Genomic DNA, 20504 nt, shown 5'->3' on the forward strand with positions numbered 1-20504 from the left:
CTTAGGACTCAGGACTCAGGACTTCTTTTCTCAGTGGCCCCCGTGCCCGCCGGCCATCGCCACCTGCGGCGCGTCACGCCGCTGCCACACCATCAGGCCGGTGTTGTTGCGGTACATCGTCAGCGCGCGGCCCGGCGGCACCACCTCGAGGTAGCCCTGCATCTCCTGGTGGAGCGCGGAGCAGAAGTTGGTGCAGTAGTACGGGTACACGCCGGCGCGGCTGGCCACGAACTTCACCGTCTTCGAATCGCCCGGGTCCATGATCACGTTCAGGTTGTGCTGCGTGAGCCCGAACCCGTGGATCTCGTCGCGCTCCTGCTCGGCGTTGGTCAGGTGGATGGTGACCGTGTCGCCCTGCTGCACCTGGATGCGCCCCGGCTCGAAGTAGGTGCGGATCGCGTAGACCCACGCCTCCACCCGGTGATGCGCCGCGTCGCGCACCACCTTCGTGTCGCGCGGCTGCCAGACCGCGTTGCGGTCGCGGCTCTCGGCGCGCGGATAGAACTCGATGGGGGTGAACACGCTGCGGTGCACCAGCTGCGCGAAGTGCGGCTCCGGCTCGGTGTAGCTCTCGTACAGCATCCGCATCCGGTTGCCGCGGATGTCGATCAGCTGCGAGCTCTCAGGGATCGACGGGCCCACGTCCAGGTGCCGCCCGCGCGACATCTTGTTCATCGCCACCAGGAAGTCGCCGCGCGGATGCCGCGTGTCGCCGTGCGCGGTGACCAGGTGCCCGATGTTGAACTGCACGGGGATCTTGTCGACCACGATCGTGCGCGGGTCCGTTCCCGCCGCGTACGGCGGCAGCTTCCACTTGGCCACGGCCGACTCGACGTACAGCGAGGTGTACGCGTAGCCCTTGCCGTCGAACTGCGTGTGCAGCGGCCCCAGCCCGACGGGCACTTCCATCAGGATGGTGTGATCGTAGTTGAGAACGGGGATGCCGTCCTCGCTCCCGGTGAAGTCGCGCTTCTGGATCGCCTCCTGGATCTTCGCGAAGGAGAAGACGTTCGCCGTGGGCGCCAGCTTGCCCGAGCAGATCACGTACTGGCCGCTGGGATCGACGTCCACGCCGTGCGGGTTCTTGCCGCAGGGGAGGAGGTACATCACCCCCGGCGTCTTCGCGGGGTCGATGATCGGCACGCCGCCGACCGTCTGCGTCTGCCCCGCCTGCTGCGCCCGCTCGGCCGCGCGCCAGTTGACCACGGCCACGTAGTCGCGGTCGCGCTGCGCCGTCGTCACCTCGAGCTTCCCGGTCGCCCGCTCGGTGTTGTAGCTGGTCCAGAAGGCGAAGTCGTTCGAGGGGCCCTTCCCGGTCGCGCCCAGGTCCCAGTTGAAGGGCGGCGTCATGATCTGCCAGCCGAGCGACATCGTCCCCGTCTTCGGATCGACCTTGATGCCGGAGATGGCGCCGTGGTACCGGGTCGCGTAGTTCTCCAGCGGCTCGTACTGGCTGCCGAGGGGAACGGAGAAGCGGGTGGCCACCAGCGCGTACTCGGTGTTGTCGGTGACCATCGAGCTCCCGTGGTTCCCCATGGTGTTGGGGATGGGGCCCAGGATCTGGTGCGTCTTCAGGTCGCGCAGGTCGATGCGGGCGATGCGGTTGTTGGCGTTGTCGTTCACGAACAGCCAGCGCCCGTCGTAGTCGCCGTTGGTCTTGCTGGCGGCGGGATGGTGCACGTCGCCCCAGGTGTAGCCGCCCAGCATGGCGCGCGTGTCCTCGTCGAAGCCGTAGCCGGTGCCCGGGTACGGCGCGAACACCGGGATGGTGGCGATGTGCCGCATGCTGGGCACGCCGGCCACGAACACCTGGCCGCTGTGGCCGCCGGAGTAGAACAGGTAGTACTCGTCCTGGTCGCCCGGCTTCACGTAGGTGGCCAGGGCGGCGCTCTGCACGTCGCCCGTGGCCATGGGCTGGGTGCCGGGCGCCTGTGGCTTGCGGTCGCAGCCGGCCATGACGGCGGCGGCCAGCGCGGCGCACGCGAGTGCGGTGCGTTTCATCGGAAGATCTCCCGTCGGGAGGTGGGAAGCGGCGGGTGGAGAAAGATGGGAAGCCATGGGACCCGCCGGACTGCCGCTCAATCTGGCCGCACCGACGGGCGGGGAGAGTCCGCCGCTGGCAGGGGATGGTGAGGAAGATTCTCCCCGGCGTCGTCCCCCTCGCGCATGGGGATCTTCCCCACGCCGTAAGGTTCGGCGAATCCGGCGTCGCCCCACGGGAGGACACACGACGGCCCCGGCTGCGTTGCGCTGCCGGGGCCGTCGTCCGAAAACCTCGAAACGGCGGGATCACTGCATCTTCACCGGCCCGATCCAACCGGCGGGCTCAGGCGATCCGGCTCAATCGGCGGTGACGTTCAGCGTGCCGGTCATCCCCAGCGCGGCGTGGGGGTCGCACTGGAAGTAGTACGAGCCCGCCTTCAATCCCACGACGTACTCCTTGGTCTGCCCGGGGAGCTGCAGCATCTCGCTGGGCGCGGGGAGGCCGTTCACGCCGGGGTTCTTCGCGGCCAGGAAGTCCACGTTGTGCACGCCCGTGGCCAGGGTGAAGCGCAGCACGTCGCCTTCCTTCGCGTTGATCACGTTCGGCTCGAAGCGGTTTCCCGTGTCGTCGGTGATCATCTTCACCTCGATCACGGTGCCGTTCGCCTCTTCCTGCTCGCCCAGCGCGGTGGGGCCGGAGCCGGTGGCGGGGGCGGGCGCGGCGGCCGGGGCCGCGGCGGGCTGCGCGGTGTCGGCGGGCGCGCCGGCGTCGCCGCCCTTTTCGCCGCCGCACGCGGCCAGCAGGGTGGCGCCGAGCGCGGCGAGGGCCATCAGGTTCCTGGGCTGCATCCGTGTATCCTCGTGGAGATGGGAGATTCGTGGCGCACGTCCGTCATCGGTGGCGAATGTGGGGTCCCAACCGACCACGGTCCGCCCGGTGTTCCCCGGAATTCGCGTGGGGACGCTCCCCACGCGTAGTCGTCCGCCCGTAAGGAGGATGGTCCGCGCGAGCGCTCGAATGCCGGATTTTGTGGGATACACGACGATCCGCTCCGACGTCATCCTGAGCTCGACTTTGTCCATTTGTGGCTAGGCTGCATATTCTCAGACGATGCCCCCCACCCCAGCGTGGGGGGAGTGTCGATGCAGTCCAGCCGCTCCGAGCTCGGCGAGCAGAAGGTCGGGCGGGTTCACCCGGAGAACGCGAGCGAAATCTGACGCGTCGGGTGTTCCAATGGCGGGATGTCGCCGCTGTCTCGCTCAATCGAGCCGGCGGCGACATGGAGTGGGCTCCGCTCCGGCAGCGAGCATCTCTTCCACACTGCTCTTCGAGTCTGCGACAAGATCCACGATTCTCCTACGCGCCAGACCGTGCGCAATGTCACCCCCCAACGAGCCCGACTTGCGTGCTTGGGCGAAAGGACTGTAGGGATCGGCTGAGGCTGGGCTCGGAATCTTCGTGCGCATCGTTCACCTCCATAAAAGGAGATTAGATAAACGAGGAGGCTAGCTCCGAGGTGCCGGTGACCGCCAGCTGGGCGGCGGCACGGCCGCAGAGCGCGCCGATGACGTTGCCGGTGCCGCTGTAGCCGCCGCACACCCACACGCCGGGCTCGACCTCCGCCAGCACCGGCAGCCCGTCCTCGGTGTAGCCGACGGACGCGGCCCAGCGGTGCGTGATCGGCGCGTCGATCCCCAGCGTGCCGCGGAGAAAGCCCTCGATCATCCACTGCACCGCGTCGCCGGGCGCGGCGTCGTGCGTCCACTCCGAATCGCCCGCGCGGTCGCGGAAGCCGCCCAGGGCGATGCGGCCGTCGGGGAGCTGCTGCCACCATTCGTAGCCGTAGCGCATGTAGACGGGGCGCGGATAGCGGATCTCCGACAGCGGCGCCGTGGCCACCATCTGCAGCCGCGCGGTGCGCACGCGACCGGCGAGCGCCGGCACCAGCCGCTCCAGCCCGCCGTCCACCGCCACGATCACGCGCCCGCAGCGCACGCGTCCCACCGGCGTCCGCACCTCCCCCGCGTGGGGCTCGGCGGCGGGCGAGTGCTCGAAAAGCCGCGCGCCCGCGTCCGCCAGCCTCCGCGCGAGGGTGCGGCAGCGGAGCAGGGGATCGTACGCGCCGTCGGTGGGGATGAGGAGGCCGGTGCCCTCCGCGCCCTCGTGCCACTCCGCCGCCAGCCCATCCGCCCGCATCGCGGCGAGCTGTGCGCGGCAGTCCTCCACCTCGTCGTTCGACGCGGCGATGCGCAGCGAGCCGACGCGCCGCACCGCTTCGGGCGTCTCCGCGGCGATGCGGTCCATCTCCGCCAGCGTGGCGCGGTAGATGGCCAGCGCGCGCGCCCGCCCGTACGCCGCGACGGCGTCGTGGTAGAAGTGGTACGATCCCGCCAGCAGGAAGCCGCCGTTGCGCCCCGCCGCTCCGCCCGCGACGGTGCCCGCGTCGACCCCGACGACGCTTGCGCCCAGCCGCAGCAGCTCTCCGACGGCCGCCAGCCCCGAGCCCCCGAGCCCGATCACGCACAAGTCGGCCGAGACGTCGCCCTCCAGGCGCGGCAAGCCCGTCCAGCCGCCGGCGTCCCAGACAGGCGTGTTTGGCGGGGCGATGTAGGTCTCGGTGATCACGGAATCAGGGGTTCGCGGGGGGAGAAAGGGCGAATGAATTCGCTGCAACAACCACGCGAAGTCCCCCTGCGGGGACTACTGGCGTCGGCTTGGGCGATGCGTCGGAGTGCGCGACGGGCCTCAGCTCGCGCCCAGTAGCCGGGCGATCGCGAGCGCGGCGGGGACGAGCCAGACGGCGACCGCGGTGCCGTAGATCAGCTTCTCCGCCTGGGTCTTGCCCCACGGGCGGCGGAAGACGGAGACGAGCGGCGGCTGCGGGCCCTCCCAGCCGTCCCAGTGAATCCCCAGGCGCGGGTCCTCCGTCGGCGTGATCCCCAGCAGGCGCCGCTCGTGGTCGGCGGCGCGGGCGATGAGCCAGTTGCACTTCTGTATGTTGCGCATCTCCCAGTTCATCAGCCCCAGCGTGATGCCGGCGCCGGCCAGCGCGAGCGCCAGCACCGCCAGGTTCAGCGCGGGCTTGGCGCTTCCCGCGGCAGCGTCCTTTCCCGCCCAGAGCGCCAGCGCGCCGGAGAGGAACCCCGCCACCAGCGGCACGATGGCCAGCAGCTTGAGGCTGACATCGTCGGTCGCGCGGATGCTGGCGCAGATCTCCCTGTACACGTCCATCGATGCGTCCTTGGGCTGGACTCCGCCCGCGGGCGCGATGTGGGGCGCCTCGACGCGTGGCTTCTCCACCGACACGGCCGCCTCCGTGGATGAGGATGTCCGTCCGCGGAACCACCATCTTCCCGAAAACTCAGGCGGAAACCGCCCGCGAGCAATGGCTGGGGACGGTAAGACGCCTGGAGATGTCATTCCGCGCGGTGCCGCCGCACCGAACTCGATGCGGCACCAATGTTTGGCGGCGGCCGAGGAATCTCTGGCCAGCGTCCGCGCGAAAGCCCGGGCTATCGCTCGAATGCCGGCCATAGATTCCTCGGCCGCCGCACAAATGATGATGCGGACGAGAGATCCGTCGAGCGGCGGCGCTCGGAATGACAGATCTCTGCGTCGCCCCTCACGCATTCAGCACGCAGCACTCCGTCACTTCCTCAGCAGCTTGAACGCGTGCGTCCACGCGCCCGAGCGGACGCCGTGCACGATCCAGAGCATCGCGAGCGGCTCCCGTGGATGAGGATGTCCCTCCGCGGAACCATCATCTTCCCGAAAACTCAGACGGAAACCGCCCGCGAGCAATGGCCGACGTCCAAAGGCACGAACGCGGGGGATGTCATTCCGAGCGGCGCCGCCGCACCGAACTCGATGCGGCACCAATGCCTGGCGGCGGCCGAGGAATCTCTGGTCAGTATCCGCGCGAAAGCCTCGGCTATCGCTCGAATGCCGGCCATAGATTCCTCGGCCGCCGCGCAAATGATGATGCGGACGAGAGATCCGTCGAGCGGCGGCGCTCGGAATGACAGATCTCTGCGTCGCCCCTCACGCACTCAGCACTCCGTCACTTCCTCAGCAGCTTGAACGCGTGCGTCCACGCGCCCGAGCGGACGCCGTGCACGATCCAGAGCATCGCGAGCGGCTCCAGCAGGCGCGCGCCCTCGATGCCACCGATGTCGACCACCTCCCAGCCGAACTCGGTGCAGATGCCGGCCACGGCGTGGCGCGCGCCCTCGTCGTTGCCGCAGATGAACATCGTGGGTGGGCCGCAGGGGAAGTCGGGGTCCACCATCTCTCCCGCGGTGATGATGTTGAACGCCTTCACCACCTTCGCGCCGGGAAGCTGGCGCTGCACCTGCTCGCCGGCCGAGTCGCTGAACCCCACGCTCAGCCGCGGCGCGCCCGCCGAGAAGTCCAGCGGGTTGGTGACGTCGATTACCACCTTCCCGTCCAGGTTCTCCGCGCCGGCCAAGCGCAGCGCGTTCTCCGCCCCCGTCCACGACGTGGCGAGCACCGCCAGCTCGCCGAACGCCGCCGCCTCGGCGAACGTGCCCACGGAGCCGCGCCCGTTCGTCGCTGCCACCCACTCGTCCAGCTTCCCCGAGCCGGGGTCGCGCGTGCCGATCATCACGTCGTGGCCGCGTCCCGCGAAGCCGCGCCCCAGCGACTGCCCCACCACGCCGGTGCCCAGGATGCCGATCTTCATCGTAGCTCCCGTTCTTCCAGGGGGATGTTCCAGGGATGCGGGAAGGTGTGCCGGCGCGGAGAAGAGGCGCAAGCAGGCACCCGTGGGTAACCGGGACAAGTGCCCGGGCGAAGCGGTTCCCTGGGCACTGGGCACTGGGCACTGGGCACTTATGAAAGGCGGCCGGGCCAGCTCCCGGTGGAAGGGAGCCGGCCCGGCCACCCGCCGGGCAGGCCGGCAGGGATCATGAAGGTGAGCATTGTAGACTGCGTACGTGATTCCCTGCGCCCATCAACGGTCCTGCAAGCCTGCCCCGGCTCCGGGTCTGCCGCCAGCCTGTGTGATCCCCATCAAGAACCGAACGGGCGATTGTGGGCCGGGCGGGCCACGGGGCGGCGGGCTGAGGCCTGCGTACCTGTGACGGGCGACGATGTTCGGCGCATTAAAGGGCCGAACCCGTGGGCCCGCTCCCGGCAACGATCATCTGTGCTGCTGGTCCTGCGAACTGCTGGCGGCGGTGCGTGGAACGTCCTGCGGGATGAATCCGGACGAACTGGAGATGGCTGATCTGCGACGCAAGACTGTTGCAGTTACTGTGCCGTGTCCTCGAAAACGACCCGAATTGTGCGAAGATGGTGCCGTTGCGGCACTTACCTCATCTCGCGCGCCCGCCCATTTCCGGCATGCCATGGGGCGCGGCTGTCCAAGTTGCGACAGGGAAGCCTCACGTCGATGTCCCACCCACGGGCACATCGGCACGGAGTGGACGTGTCGCGGATGCCACGCGGTGCGTGCGCGTCCTGCCGCCAGAGGAGTGGAGTGGTGGGGGATCGGGCGCAAGGAAGTCGCTCCCGGCGGGGGCCGGGGAGCGATTCCGCGCGGCGCGTCCGCGCCGCCGGCCACCTCTCCCGCACCACCCGCGTCAGCTTCACGTCATCGTCTGGATCATTAGACGGCACCACTCCGAAAAATTCCTTATTGCCTCCCGCCGCCTGCCGCCAGGCGGAAAAAAACGACGAGCCCGCCTGCGGCGGGCTCGTCGGTGCGGGCCGGCGGCCGGCTCAGGTCTCCTGGGCCACCCGCGTCAGCTTCTCGTCGACCGTCTGGATCATCTGGCGGAAGGACTTCGAGAACTTCTCGACCCCTTCCACCTGAAGCTGCTCGGTCACCGCGTCGAGGTCGATGCCGAGCTCCTGCAGCGTGGCCAGGTCGGCGCGTGCGCGGTCCAGGTCGGTGTCCACCGTGCGGCGCACCTCGCCGTGGTCGGCGAACGCCTCGATGGTGGCCAGCGGCATGGTGTTCACCGTGTCGGGGCCGATCAGCTCCTCCACGTAGATCACGTCGCGGTAGGCCTTGTTCTTGGTCGACGTGCTGGCCCACAGCGGCCGCTGCACCCGCGCGCCCTTCGCCTTCAGCCGCTCCCAGCGCTCGCCCGAGAACACCTGGGTGAAGCGGAGATAGGCCATCTTCGCGTTGGCGATGGCCGCGCGCCCCATCACGCTCTTCGCCTTCTCGCCGCGCGCGCCGCCCTCGGCCGCGATCTTCTCCAGCTGCGCGTCTACCGAGGAGTCCACGCGCGAGACGAAGAACGAGGCCACGGAGGCGACGTGGTCCAGCGGGAGGCCGGCCTCGGCGCGGCGCTCCATCCCGCGCAGGAAGGCCTCCATCACCGCCTCGTAGCCGCGCAGCGAGAAGAGGAGGGTGATGTTGATGTTCAGCCCCTCGAACAGCAGCTGCTCGATGGCGGGGATCCCCTCGTCGGTGCCGGGGACCTTGACCATCACGTTGGGCCGGTCGACCAGCTTCCACAGCCGCCGCGCCTCGTCGATGGTCTCCTGCGTGTGCTCGGCCAGCAGCGGCGAGACCTCGATCGACACCAGCCCATCGTGCCCGCCCGCCTCGTCGTACACGGGGCGGAAGAGGTCGCAGGCGTCCTGGATGTCTTCCACCGCCACGGTCTCGAACGCCTCGCCGGCCTCCACGCCCTCGGCGGCCAGCGTCTCCATGGCGTCGTCGTAGTCGTCGCCCTTGCCGATGGCCTCCTCGAAGATCGTGGGGTTGGAGGTCTCGCCGCGCAGGTCGTAGCTGCGGATCATCCCCGCCAGCTCGCCGTTCTCGAGGATGCCGCGGCGGATGTAGTCCAGCCAGACGCTCTGCCCCTGCTCGTGCAGGGCGTGGAGGCGGCTCTTCGCGGTGTCGGACATCTGTACCGTCCTGGGTTCGGGTAAGCTGAACCAAAAGTCCTAAGTCCTAAGTCCTAAGTCCTGAGTCCCAAGTTAACTGAGGTCCGGTCACTTAGGACTTAGGACTCAGGACCATCTGTTATCTCCCTTCGTCCGTCCCGTGCCGCGCCGGGCCCGCCGCGGCCAGGCCGGCCTCCTCGCCGTTGCCGCCCTCGAGGCCCAGCAGCGTCCGCACCTTCGCCGCGACGTTGTCGCCGGTGAAGCCCAGCTGCTTGAAGATCTCCTTCGCCGGCGCGCTGGCGCCGAAGCGCGAGAGGCCCACGATGGCGCCCTCCGTCCCCACCCACTTCTCCCAGCCGAGCGGACTCGCGGCTTCGACGGACACGCGCGCCTTGATCTCGGGCGGCAGCACCTCGTCGCGGTACTCGCGCGGCTGCCGGGCGAAGAGCGTCCAGCTGGGCATGCTCACCACCCGCGTCCCCACGCCCTCGGCCTGCAGCTGCTCGCGCGCTTCGAGGGCGACGCTCACCTCGCTCCCGGTGGCGATGACGATGGCCTGCAGCTCGCCCTCTGCTTCCGCGAGGATGTAGGCGCCCTTGCGCAGGCCGGACACGTCGCCCAGCACGTCGCGGTCGAGGATGGGGAGCGCCTGGCGGGTGAGCGCCATGAAGACGGGCCCCTCGGTGTGCTCCATGGTGAAGCGCCATGCCTCGGCCGTCTCGTTCGCGTCGCAGGGGCGCAGGTCGACCAGGCCGGGGACGCCGCGGAGCGAGGCCAGCTGCTCGATCGGCTGGTGCGTGGGGCCGTCCTCGCCCAGGCCGACGGAGTCGTGCGTGTAGATGTAGATCGTCGGCTGCTCCATCAGCGCCGCGAGGCGGACGGGGGGCTTCATGTAGTCGCTGAAGATCAGGAAGGTGCCGCCGAATACGCGCACCCCGCCGTGCAGCGTCATCCCGTTCATCAACGAGCCCATGGCGTGCTCGCGGACGCCGAAGTGCAGGATGCGCCCGTCGTAGCTCTGCGCCTCGAAGTCGCCCCCGCCGTCGATGTTGGTGTTGTTCGAGCCGGCCAGGTCCGCCGAGCCGCCCATCAGCCACGGCACCCTGCGGGCGATGGCGTTCAGCGCCTTCCCCGACGCCGCGCGCGTGGCGATGGGCTTGTCGTCCTTGCTCCACGTCGGGACTTCCGCGTCCCACCCCTCGGGGAGGCGGCGGGCGAGCGCGTCCTGCAGCGCCCGCGCCCGCTCCGGCTCGGCCGCGGCCAGGGCGTCCATGCGCCGCCGCCACTCGTCCTGGATCCGCTCGCCGCGGGGCACCGCCTTGCGCATGTGGTCGAGCGCCTCCTGGGGGACCCAGAAGGTGTCGGTGGTGGGCCAGCCGAGCTGCTGCTTGGAGAGCTTGACCTCCTCCTCGCCCAGCGCCTCGCCGTGGGCCTTCTCGCTTCCCGCGCGGTTGGGCGAGCCGTAGCCGATCACCGAGCGCACCGCGATCATCGACGGCCGCGGGTCGGCCTTGGCGCGCTCGATGGCCGCGTCGATCGCGGCGAGGTCGTTGGCGTCCTCGATGCGGTCGGTGTGCCAGCCGTATGCCGCGAAGCGCGCCAGCACGTCCTCGGTGAAGGCCAGGTCGGTGGAGCCCTCGATGGTGATCTTGTTGTCGTCCCAGAAGTAGATGAGCTTGCCGAGCTGGAGGTGGCCCGCGACCGACGCCGCCTCGGACGCCACGCCCTCCATCAGGTCGCCGTCGGAGCAGATGGCGTAGACCAGGTGGTCGACGGGCCGGTGCTCGGGGGTGTTGAACTGCGCCGCCAGGTGCGCCTCGGCCATGGCCATCCCCACGCCGTTGGCGAAGCCCTGGCCGAGCGGGCCGGTGGTGGTCTCGACGCCCGGGGTCAGCCCGTACTCGGGGTGGCCGGGGGTCCGGCTCTCCCACTGGCGGAAGTTCTTCAGGTCGTCCAGCTCCAGCCCGTACCCGGTGAGGTAGAGCATGGAGTACAGGAGCATGGACGCGTGCCCGGCGGAGAGGACGAAGCGGTCGCGGTCGGGCCAGTGCGGGTCGCGGGGATTGTGGCGCAGGTGCCGCGTCCAGATCACGTAGGCCAGCGGCGCCAGGGCCATGGGCGTGCCCGGGTGGCCGGAGTTGGCCTTCTGCACCGCGTCCATCGACAGGGTGCGGATGGTATTGATGCAGAGCTGGTCCAGGTCGCCGCCGTACGGCCGTCCGTCGGACATCGATCGGTCTGGTTGAATGGTTTTCGCGGGCCGGATCGGCGCCGCTGTTCTGACGTCTGCGCGGCCGCCGGCGGGCCCCCTCCCCCGGCCCCTCCCCCGCTGCGCAGGGGAGGGGAGAACTCAGCGCCGACGCGGAGTTCGGCGCGTCGCGCGGATGCCGGGGAGCAGTCGCGCAGCGACTTCGTGCCCTTGTTGCCGTGAATTCATTCGCCCGGCAACACCTCGGGCTCGCTGCGAATTCGGCGCCGCGGCGCGGACAGCCGTCTCAGGCGCCGATGCGCTCCAGGGCGACCAGCGCGGCGCCTCGGGCGGTGTCGTCGCCGGCGGGGCGGAGGGTGACGGGGCGGCCCAGCGCGCGCTCCACGATGCGGCGGAACGCATCCGACGCGTGCAGCGCGCCGCCGCTGGCCACGATCTCCTCCGCGCGGCCGTACTCCCGCTCCACCGCTGCGACCGCCTCCGCCACGCGCATCGCCACCGCCTGCAGCCAGGCGCGCCAGATCTCGGTCGGCGTGGTGTCCATCGTCATCCCCGCGATGGTGGCGGCTTCCTCGCGCTCCGACAGCGGCGGGCGCTCGCCCAGCAGGGTGGGGATGACGTGGAGATGCGGGACGGGCCGGTCCGCCGCGGCCGCCAGCATCGCCTCCAGCCGCTCGGGGCGGGGAAGGCGGAGCGTGCGACGCAGCCAGGCGAAGGTATTTCCCGCGTTCGAGAGCGCCCGCCCGGCCACGGTGCGGCGCGCGTCCAGCCGGTAGAGCCAGAGCCCGTCCGGCACGCGCGGCGCCGGGTCCTCGCGCAGCACGCGGACGGCGGCGCTCGTCCCCACCGTCAGCGCGATGCGGCCCGGCTCGGCGGCGCCGCTGCCGAGCGTGGCGCAGGCGCCGTCGCCCAGCGCGGGGAACCACGGGACCCCGGCCAGCTCGGGCCAGCGCCGCGCGAACGGCGCCCGCAGGCCCCGCATCGGCTCATCCGACAGCTCGGAGAGATGCGCCTCGGAGATGCCGCACGCGGCCAGCATCTCCGCGTCCCACGCGCAGCGGCGCACGTCCAGCAGCCCCGTCCCCGACGCCATCGACAGCGAGGTGCGGCGGACGCCGAGCAGCCGCTCGCCCAGGTGCTCGCCGATGGAGAGCCAGGCCGCGGCGCGCGGGAAGGTATCGCCCTGCGTACGGCGGAGCCAGACCAGACGCGCGGCCGGATAGCTCTCGTGCACGAAGCAGCCGGTGCGCGCGTGTGCGGCGTCCGCATCGATCCCCTCCCGAAGCCGCGTGGCGTCGTCGCGGGCGCGCGTGTCGCCCCAGGCATGGAGCGGGGTGAGTGCGCGGCCGTTGGCGTCGACGCCCATCACCCCGTGCCACAAGGTGTCGAGCGCCACGGCGCCGATCTCCATCCGCGCCGCGCGCGCGAGCTTCACTGACCGGTCGAGCGCGGTGAGTGCCGCGCGTACGAGGGTGTCGGCGTCCGTCTCCATCGCGCCGCGCGGGTGGGTGCGCCAGCGCACGGGCACCTGCGCCGCGGGGCCGTCGCCCACCGGCCGGCCGCGCGCGTCGTACAGCTGTGCGCGCACCGACGACGAGCCCACGTCCACCGCCAGCACGCACGGCTTGCTCATCCCCGCAATCTACGCCGTCGTGTTGCGCCAGGCATCCCATGAATCTCACGCAGAGGCCGCAGAGGGCGCAGAGGGTTTTCGTCCCGCCCTCTGCGCCCTCTGCGGCCTCTGCGTGGGATCAAAATCACCGCTGGACGTCGCGGGGACGGCCGGGGTCGCGGCCCAGGTCGCCCAGCGCGCCGCCCAGGCCGGTGGAGCGCCGCGCGGCCCAGAAGGCCGACTCGTCGTAGATGTCGTCGGCGTAGAAGTCGTCCTGCGCGTCGGCCCGCATCCGCTCCGGCGCGGGCGGCTCGCGGTCGCGGCGCCAGCTGTCGCGCACCGAGGTCTCGAAGTCGCGCGTGATGGGGCCGTGGTCGTACGCGGGGATCGCGCGCAGGTCGCCCGAGGTGATCTCGTCCACGATCACCCGGTCGTGGTCGCGGTCCAGGCGCGCGTAGCCGATGGGCACCAGCACGTGCCGGTCGTGCTCGCCCGCCACGATCTCGTCGTCCAGGTCCACGTCCAGGTAACGCACCTTCATGGCGCCGGTGTCCACCAGCAGCTCGTCGACCTCGCCGATCTTGCGCCCGTCCGCCGCCACCACCTCCCATCCGCGCGGGTCGGGGTCGTCGCGGGCGATGCGGAAGTCGTCGAGCTCGTCCAGCGGGACCACGCGGTCCAGGTCGTCGTTTGTCATCGGCGTACCTCCCGGGTTCGTCGAGTGTCCGCCGCGGCGCCCGGTGAAGGCGCGCGCGGAGCCGTCCCCCGGCCGCAAATCGGGTTCCATCTCCACGATCCCGTGTCTTCGACAAAGATTTGACAAACATTATACAGTGACATATTCTTGGCGGTGCCGCGGGACAGCCCGCATCGATTCCCCGCATTTACTGGAGACACATCATGCAGGCGACCGCCGGAGTGCTGGAGAAGGCCGACGTGCTGTCCGAAGCCGAGCTCGACACCCTGCCGATGGGAATGATCCAGCTCGACCGGACCGGCAGGGTGCTGAAGTTCAACCAGACCGAGAGCGAGCTGGCCCGCGTCGCGAAGGACGACGCGCTGGGGAAGAGCTTCTTCGACGAGGTGGCGCCGTGCACGAAGGTGCAGGAGTTCCACGGCCGCTTCGTGGAGGGAGTAGAGAAGAAGCAGCTGCACACGGTGTTCGACTACGTCTTCCGCTTCCGCGACGGCCGCCAGAAGAACGTGGTGATCTCGATGTTCTACAGCCCGACCACCGACACGGTCTGGGTCTGCGTCGAGCGCCCGTGAAGCTGCGGCTCCAGGTGGCCGGGCGAATGAATTCACGGCAACAAGAGCACAAAGTCGCTGCGCGACTGCATGGACGGATTCGTGCGTGGCGGCGAGCTGTCGTACGGGGATAGGTGACCTCACCGAATCTTCTGGAGATGCTGGATGATTTCTCCCGCAGTCGCGCAGCGACTTTGTGCGGTTGTTGCCGTGAATTCTATTCGCCCGGACCGATGCCGGGGATCGATCGAGAGGATGATGTGAGCGCGGAGCGCAGGCTGGGGTTCGCGGTGAAGGTGGCGGGGCGCGAGGGATTGAAGAGCAACGACGCGCGCCGGTGGCAGTCGGGGCCGCACCTGCGCGTGTCGATGGAGTACCTCCACGCCATCTTCGACTACCTGGACGAGATCGGCGTGCGCATGTACCGCATCTCGTCCGACTTCGTCCCCTACCGCACCCACCCCGATCTCCCCCAGTTCCACAACCAGGTGGCGGAGTGCCGCGGCGGGCTGGCCGAGCTGGGCCGCATCGCGCGCGAGCGGGGGATCCGGCTGTCGCTGCATCCCTCGCAGTACGTGCTCCTGAGCGCCGTCGACCCCGCCATCAACGCCAAGGGGATCGCCGACGTGAACGCGCAGGCCGAACTGCTCGACGCGATGGAGCAGGGCCCCGAGGCCGTCGTCATCCTCCACCTCGGCGGCGCGTACGGCGACAAGGACGCGGCCATCGCGCGCTTCATCGCCAACTGGCCGCGGCTCTCGGAGTCCGGTCGGCGGCGGCTGGTGATCGAGAATGACGAGACGATCTACACCGTGCAGGACTGCCTGCGCGTGCACGAGGCGGTCGGCGTCCGCGTGATCTTCGACCACCAGCACCACCTGCTGAACCCCGGGACGATGGAGATGGGCGACGCCGTCCGCGCCGCGCTGGACACGTGGCCGGCGGAGGTCACGCCGAAGGTGCACTTCTCGTCGCCGAAGATGGATTCGCGCGTGGTGGTGAAGGGCGGGAAGGAGGTGCCCGCGCCGCCATTGCTCTCCCAGCACGCGGACTACGTGAACCCGTGGGAGCTCGCCGCCTTCCTGCGCGCCGCCGGCCCGCGCCCGTTCGACGTGATGCTGGAGGCGAAGATGAAGGACGCCGCGCTCCTCAAGCTCCGCGCGGACATGGCGCGCCTGCGCCTCTGGCCGGACGGTGCGATGTAGGACGAGATCAAAAGAAAAGAAAGCTCACGCAGAGGAGCAGAGGCAGCAGAGGAACCCCGGTCCGGGCCTCTGCTACCTCTGCTCCTCTGCGTGAGATTCTGCAGTTTACCGATCCCGATCCCGCCGCGAATCCCCGCATTTTCGCACTTTGTCCCGCCTCACCAGCCGTGCATCTTTCGTATCTCGTTCGATGAAAAATCGTGACCGGGCCGTGGCGCGCCGTCTACCTTGCGCCGTTCCGCGGGCCGGGCTACCTTCGCGATAGATCCCCCGGAAAACTCGGAGTTCCACCCGCAGATCCGCGCCCCTCGGAGGCGCTTGCCACTCAGCCCCACGCCACGCCCCGGAGCACCGCCACGCACCCCGGCACACGCCCCGAATCCACCGCGAGCGGCCCGCATGCCGCCCGCGTGACCAGGCGCCCCGCCCCCTCGGCTGATGGAATGGCCGGCGCGGTGCGGCGCCGTTGTTCGTTCACCCCTCCAGGAGGACCCCCCATGCAACCAACCACGCGTTCGGAACCGCCCGGCGCGGTGTGGACGCTCCGCCGCCTGGCCGCGGCGGCCGTGGCGCTGGAGCTGGCGCTCCCCGCGGGCGCCGCCGCCCAGACCGGCGAGGTCGGCGGCACCGTGGTGGCCAGCGGCGGCGGGCGCCCGCTGGCCGGCGCCCAGGTGGTCGTCGTCAACACCTCGCTGCGCGCGGTGACCGACGCCGCCGGGCACTTCCGCATCGCCGGCGTCACCGGCGCCGAGGCCACGCTGCGCGTGAGCCTGCTCGGCTTCCAGGGTGCCACCCGCACCGTGCGCACCGGCGACATGGCGGTGCAGTTCGCGCTGCAGGAGGCCGCCATCTCGCTGAACCAGCTGGTGGTCACCGGCACCGCGCAGCCCACCGAGCGCCGCGCGCTGGGCAACGCCGTGGGCACCATCAACGCGGCCGAGGTCACCCGCGAGGCGCCCGTCACCAGCGTGCAGAGCCTGCTGAACGGCCGCGCCCCGGGCGTGGTCATCCAGCCCGGCACCGGCGCGGTGGGCACCGGCGCGCGCATCCGCATCCGCGGCGCCAGCTCGTTCTCGCTCTCCAACGAGCCGCTGGTGTACGTCGACGGCGTGCGCATCAACTCCACCGCCGCGACCGGGCCGGCCAACCAGGCGTTCGGCTCGAGCACCATCTCGCGCATCAACGACATCAACCCCGAAGACATCCAGAGCGTGGAGGTGCTGCGCGGGCCCGCGGCGGCCACGCTGTACGGCACCGAGGCGTCGAACGGGGTGATCCAGATCATCACCAAGAAGGGCGCGGCCGGCGGCGGCACGCAGTGGAGCGTGAACGTGCGCACCGGCGCCAACTTCCTGCAGAACCCCGAGGGGCGCTTCTGGGTGAACTGGGGCCCCATCCCGCGCGTGGGCGGGCCCACCGGCGCGCTCGACACCGTGCCCTTCGACATCGTGGAGCGCGAGAACGCGCGCGGCACGCCCATCTTCCGCACCGGCCACCACCAGCAGGCCGACGTCTCCGCCAGCGGCGGGACGGACCGCTTCCGCTACTACGCGTCGGGCGGGTTCGAGGACAGCGAGGGCGCCGAGCGCAGCAACGACATGCGCCGCTACACCGCGCGCCTGAACCTGACCGTGGCGCCCAGCAGCAAGCTCGACATCGACGCGGGGATGGGGTACACCGACGGGCTGACCAACCTCTCCGCCGAGGCCGGCTTCGGCGGGCGCGTGTGGTCCACCGTGCTGGCCTCGCCCTCGAACACCGTCGGCGCCGTGGCCCACCAGCGCGGCTTCCACAGCGGGCTGCCGGAGGAGTACGACGCGCTCTACCACTTCTCTCAGGGCGTCAACCGCTTCATCGGGTCGCTGCAGGTGAACCACCGGCCGTTCAGCTGGTTCGCGCACCGGATGAGCGTGGGCGCCGACTTCACCCGCGAGGACAACGTCACCTTCTTCCCGCGCATCGACTCGCTCGTCTCCAACCCCGTGTTCGGGAGCGAGGCGCTGGGGCTGAAGGAGGTGCTGAACGGCGACATCCGCTACCGGACGATCGACTACAGCGGCACGGCCACGTTCGACCTCCTCCGGCAGCTGTCGTCGAAGACCACCTTCGGCGGGCAGTACTACCGGACGAAGAGCGACACCGTGTACGCGTACGGCGAGATCTTCCCCGCGCAGGGGCTGACCGCCATCGACGCCACCACGGCCGACCGGGTGAACAACGAGTTCAGCCTGGAGAACGCGGAGCTCGGCTTCTTCGCGCAGCAGCAGTTCGGCTGGAACGACCGGCTGTTCCTGACCTTCGGGCTGCGCACCGACGACAACAGCGCGTTCGGGCGCAACTTCGACCGCGTCTACTATCCCAAGGTCAGCGGCAGCTGGGTGGTGACGGACGAGCCGTTCTTCAGCGTCCCCTTCATCTCCACCCTCCTCCTGCGCGCCGCCTACGGCGAGGCCGGGAAGCAGCCGCCCACCTTCGCCGCGCAGCGTACCTACGCGCCCGCGATCGGCACGGGCGACGCGCCGGCGGTGACGCCGCAGTTCCTGGGGAACCCGGCGCTGGGACCCGAGCGCGGCAAGGAGCTGGAGGTGGGCTTCGACGCCGGGCTGCTCGACGATCGGCTGGGCTTCGAGGTGACCTACTACAACAAGCGGACGAACGGGGCCATCCTCGAGCGCGAGATCGCGCCGTCGATCGGCTTCTCGGGCACGCAGTTCTTCAACGCCGGCCAGGTGAAGAACTGGGGATGGGAGCTGTCCGCGCGCGGCCGCCCGCTCGACCGCCGCAACGTGGGGCTGGACCTCAATCTGTCTGTCGCGACCAATAACAATCGCGTGGTCACCCTCGGCCTCCCGGGGCTGACGTCGGTGACGGCGGGGAGCTTCCTGGAGCACCGCGAGGGCTTCCCGATCGGCTCGTTCTTCGAGCAGCGCGTGCTGTCGGCCGAGTTCGACGCGAACGGCCGGCCGATCAACGTGATGTGCGACAACGGTTCGGGCGGGTCGATGCCGTGCAGGGGCGCCGACGGCAACTTCGGCACCGCCGACGACGCGCCGAACGTGTTCCTGGGCCGCAGCCTGCCCAAGGTGGAGGGCTCGTTCAGCTCCACCCTCTCCTTCTTCCAGAACTTCCGGCTGTACGGGCTGATCGACTTCAAGACGGGGATGCAGAAGGTGGACGGCAACCTGCGCGTCCGCTGCACCTTCTTCGGGCGCTGTGAGGAGAACTACTATCCCACGCGCTTCGATCCCGTCCGCATCGCGCAGGTCCAGAGCAGCCGCAACCTGGTGGACTTCCTGATCCAGGACGCCAGCTTCGCCAAGCTGCGCGAGGTGTCGCTGACCTACTCGCTCCCCGAGACGCTGGCCCGCCGCGCCGGCGCGCGGCGCGCGTCGCTGTCGGTGGCGGGGCGCAACCTGCACACCTGGACGGGCTACGAGGGGCTGGAGCCCGAGGCCATGTTCCTGGGAGGCACCCGCGGCGGCAACTTCGGCGCGTTCGAGCAGACCACGCTGCCGCAGCTGACGTCGTGGGTGGTGACGCTGAATCTGAACTTCTGAGGCAGTGCCCAGTGCCAAGTGCCAAGTGCCCAGTAAAAGAGTCCTAAGTCCTGAGTCCTAAGTCCCAAGTGACTTACGAACAGGACGATAGGCGATCGAGCCCGGGACTCAGCACTCAGCACTCAGCACTCAGCACTTAGGACTTAGGACTCAGGACTTAGGACTTAGGACTCAGGACTTCCTAACCCGAACGGTGAGAAGACGATGACGCGAGAACAACGACGCATGCGGCGGCGGGTGCCCTGGGGGGCGCTGGCGGCGGCCGCGGTGCTGATGGCGGGGCTCCCCGCCTGCAAGGACGCGCTGGACGTGCAGACCAGCAACCGCATCGGCGCCGAGGCGTTCGAGAACGACCCCGCCAACGCGCAGACGCTGCTGAACGGCGTGGTGGGCGACTTCGAGTGCGCGGCCGGCGCCTACGCCGCGCTGGGCGGCCTGATCGGCGACGAGCTGCAGGACGCCACGCAGACCGCCGACCGCTTCCCGTACGACCAGCGCACGATGACGTCGGCGGACCGGCGCTACCAGTCGCGCACCTGCGCCGAGCTGGGCGTGTACGCGCCGCTGCAGAAGGCGCGCTCGGGGGCCGACAACCTGCTGCGCCACCTGAACGAGTGGACCGACGCGCAGGTCTCCGGCCGCCAGGCGAAGATCGCGCAGGCGGCGCTGGTGGCCGGCTACTCGCTGGTCCTGCTGGGCGAGGGCTTCTGCTCGGCCACCATCTCCAACTTCGACGCCAGCGGCAACCCGATCTACGGGCCGGAGATGACGCCGGCGGAGATCCTGACCGAGGCCATCGCGCGCTTCAACACCGCGATGACCGCGGCGACGGCGGCGGGGAACGCGCAGCTGGCCAACGCGGCCCGGCTGGGGCGCGCGCGCGCCGAGCTCGACCTGGGGCAGTACGCAGCAGCGCGGACGGACGCGGCGGCCATCCCCTCGGGCTTCGTGTACAACGTCACCACCTCGGGGGCCAACTCGCTGCGGCAGAACAAGATCTGGTCCGAGAACCGGCAGGCGGGAACCGCCGTCTCACTGTCCGCCACGGTGGGGCCGCTGTACCGCCGCCTGGGCGACCCGCGCGTGCCGGTGGACTCGGTGGCGGGCTCCGGCCCCGGCGGGATCGCGCTGACGGTGACGGGGATCCAGCAGTGGCTGCAGAAGAAGTACACCACCTCGAGCACGCCGATGGTGCTGGCCAGCTACCAGGAGGCGCAGCTGATCGTGGCCGAGGCCGCGGCGCGCGCCAACGACCTGGCGCCCGCGCTGGCGGTGATCGCGGCCGAGCGCACGCGCGGCGGCCAGCCGGCGTTCACCGGCACCACGCAGGCGCAGATCCTGGCCGAGATCATCGACCAGCGGCGCCGCGAGTTCTTCCTCGACGGCCACCACCTGGGCGACTACATCCGCTTCAACCTGCCGCTGAGCCCGGCGCCGGGCACCGCCTACCACGCCGGCGGCACCTACGGCTCGCAGCGCTGCCTCCCGCTCCCCGACGTCGAGCGGGCGAACAACCCCAACGCGTGACGCGGCTCACCGCCGCGTGAGAAAGGAAATACGAACCGCCGCTCCGGGATTCCGGGGCGGCGGTTTCGTTCGCTCAACGGAGCAGGCGTCGGAACGGTCGCTGGAACAGTCGCCGGAACAGCGGGGTCGCGCTGCGCGCGAGGGCCCTCATCCCCCCCGGCCCCCCCTTCTCCCGATAACGGGGAGAAGGGGGGAGACCTCAGCGTGGGGAGAGGGTTCGGTGCGGGTTGGATGCAGTATGCTCGGCCAGATGTCCAGGAACAGAAGTGCGCGAGTGCGTTGGATCCGAGCTGGTCCA

The 20504-nt window shown here is 70.1% G+C and carries 13 protein-coding genes; 4 read left to right on the forward strand and 9 right to left on the reverse strand.

The genetic code is table 11. The annotated features are described in order from the left end of the window. Positions 1–30: 30 nt before the first annotated feature. The 9 genes from nosZ to VF092_01175 form a co-directional block, all read right to left on the reverse strand. Complete coding sequence (gene nosZ, locus VF092_01135; GenBank protein HEX6745888.1) at positions 31–2001, reverse strand: Sec-dependent nitrous-oxide reductase; 1971 nt, start codon at positions 1999–2001, stop codon at positions 31–33. Positions 2002–2340: 339 nt separating this feature from the next. Then, entirely contained in the window at positions 2341–2832 is a 492-nt protein-coding gene (locus VF092_01140) for a plastocyanin/azurin family copper-binding protein (protein ID HEX6745889.1), read from the reverse strand. A 640-nt stretch (positions 2833–3472) separates the two neighbouring features. Beyond that, complete coding sequence (locus VF092_01145; GenBank protein HEX6745890.1) at positions 3473–4609, reverse strand: FAD-binding oxidoreductase; 1137 nt, start codon at positions 4607–4609, stop codon at positions 3473–3475. A 120-nt stretch (positions 4610–4729) separates the two neighbouring features. Continuing rightward, on the reverse strand, positions 4730–5284 hold the full coding sequence (locus tag VF092_01150; protein ID HEX6745891.1) for a hypothetical protein: 555 nt from the start codon (positions 5282–5284) through the stop codon (positions 4730–4732). A 760-nt stretch (positions 5285–6044) separates the two neighbouring features. Continuing rightward, a complete protein-coding gene (locus tag VF092_01155) occupies positions 6045–6686 on the reverse strand; it encodes an NADPH-dependent F420 reductase (GenBank protein HEX6745892.1) in 642 nt (213 codons plus the stop codon). Positions 6687–7726: 1040 nt separating this feature from the next. Next, positions 7727–8869, reverse strand: coding sequence for a transaldolase (tal, locus tag VF092_01160; GenBank protein ID HEX6745893.1), 1143 nt, complete (start codon positions 8867–8869; stop codon positions 7727–7729). Positions 8870–8987: 118 nt separating this feature from the next. Next, complete coding sequence (gene tkt, locus VF092_01165) at positions 8988–11078, reverse strand: transketolase (GenBank protein ID HEX6745894.1); 2091 nt, start codon at positions 11076–11078, stop codon at positions 8988–8990. Positions 11079–11343: 265 nt separating this feature from the next. Continuing rightward, positions 11344–12690: a gluconokinase gene (locus VF092_01170; GenBank protein HEX6745895.1), complete on the reverse strand. Its 1347-nt coding sequence runs from the start codon at positions 12688–12690 to the stop codon at positions 11344–11346. Positions 12691–12814: 124 nt separating this feature from the next. Next, positions 12815–13366 carry a PRC-barrel domain-containing protein gene (locus VF092_01175; protein HEX6745896.1) on the reverse strand — a complete coding sequence of 184 codons (552 nt, stop codon included), beginning with the start codon at positions 13364–13366 and terminating at the stop codon, positions 12815–12817. 203 nt (positions 13367–13569) lie between these two features. Between VF092_01175 and VF092_01180 the strand changes: the two genes are divergently transcribed. The 4 genes from VF092_01180 to VF092_01195 all read left to right on the forward strand — a co-directional run bounded on the left by VF092_01180 (position 13570) and on the right by VF092_01195 (position 20206). Next, entirely contained in the window at positions 13570–13938 is a 369-nt protein-coding gene (locus VF092_01180; GenBank protein HEX6745897.1) for a PAS domain-containing protein, read from the forward strand. A gap of 239 nt (positions 13939–14177) precedes the next feature. Beyond that, entirely contained in the window at positions 14178–15122 is a 945-nt protein-coding gene (uvsE, locus tag VF092_01185) for a UV DNA damage repair endonuclease UvsE (GenBank protein HEX6745898.1), read from the forward strand. Between the two features lie 497 nt (positions 15123–15619). Then, positions 15620–18679, forward strand: coding sequence for a TonB-dependent receptor (locus VF092_01190; GenBank protein ID HEX6745899.1), 3060 nt, complete (start codon positions 15620–15622; stop codon positions 18677–18679). A 204-nt stretch (positions 18680–18883) separates the two neighbouring features. Further along, entirely contained in the window at positions 18884–20206 is a 1323-nt protein-coding gene (locus tag VF092_01195) for a RagB/SusD family nutrient uptake outer membrane protein (GenBank protein HEX6745900.1), read from the forward strand. Positions 20207–20504 lie beyond the last annotated feature (298 nt).

The sequence above is a fragment of the Longimicrobium sp. genome, from assembly GCA_036377595.1.
Taxonomy (GTDB): Bacteria; Gemmatimonadota; Gemmatimonadetes; order Longimicrobiales; family Longimicrobiaceae; genus Longimicrobium.

What these genes read in the sequence shown, in the direction of transcription:
- VF092_01195 (HEX6745900.1), top strand. Translation starts at nt 18,884, where the DNA reads ATGACGCGAGAACAACGACGCATGCGGCGGCGGGTGCCCTGGGGGGCG.
- VF092_01180 (HEX6745897.1), top strand. Translation starts at nt 13,570, where the DNA reads ATGCAGGCGACCGCCGGAGTGCTGGAGAAGGCCGACGTGCTGTCCGAA.
- tkt (HEX6745894.1), bottom strand. Translation starts at nt 11,078, where the DNA reads ATGTCCGACGGACGGCCGTACGGCGGCGACCTGGACCAGCTCTGCATC.
- VF092_01190 (HEX6745899.1), top strand. Translation starts at nt 15,620, where the DNA reads ATGCAACCAACCACGCGTTCGGAACCGCCCGGCGCGGTGTGGACGCTC.
- nosZ (HEX6745888.1), bottom strand. Translation starts at nt 2,001, where the DNA reads ATGAAACGCACCGCACTCGCGTGCGCCGCGCTGGCCGCCGCCGTCATG.
- VF092_01155 (HEX6745892.1), bottom strand. Translation starts at nt 6,686, where the DNA reads ATGAAGATCGGCATCCTGGGCACCGGCGTGGTGGGGCAGTCGCTGGGG.
- VF092_01175 (HEX6745896.1), bottom strand. Translation starts at nt 13,366, where the DNA reads ATGACAAACGACGACCTGGACCGCGTGGTCCCGCTGGACGAGCTCGAC.
- VF092_01170 (HEX6745895.1), bottom strand. Translation starts at nt 12,690, where the DNA reads ATGAGCAAGCCGTGCGTGCTGGCGGTGGACGTGGGCTCGTCGTCGGTG.
- VF092_01140 (HEX6745889.1), bottom strand. Translation starts at nt 2,832, where the DNA reads ATGCAGCCCAGGAACCTGATGGCCCTCGCCGCGCTCGGCGCCACCCTG.
- tal (HEX6745893.1), bottom strand. Translation starts at nt 8,869, where the DNA reads ATGTCCGACACCGCGAAGAGCCGCCTCCACGCCCTGCACGAGCAGGGG.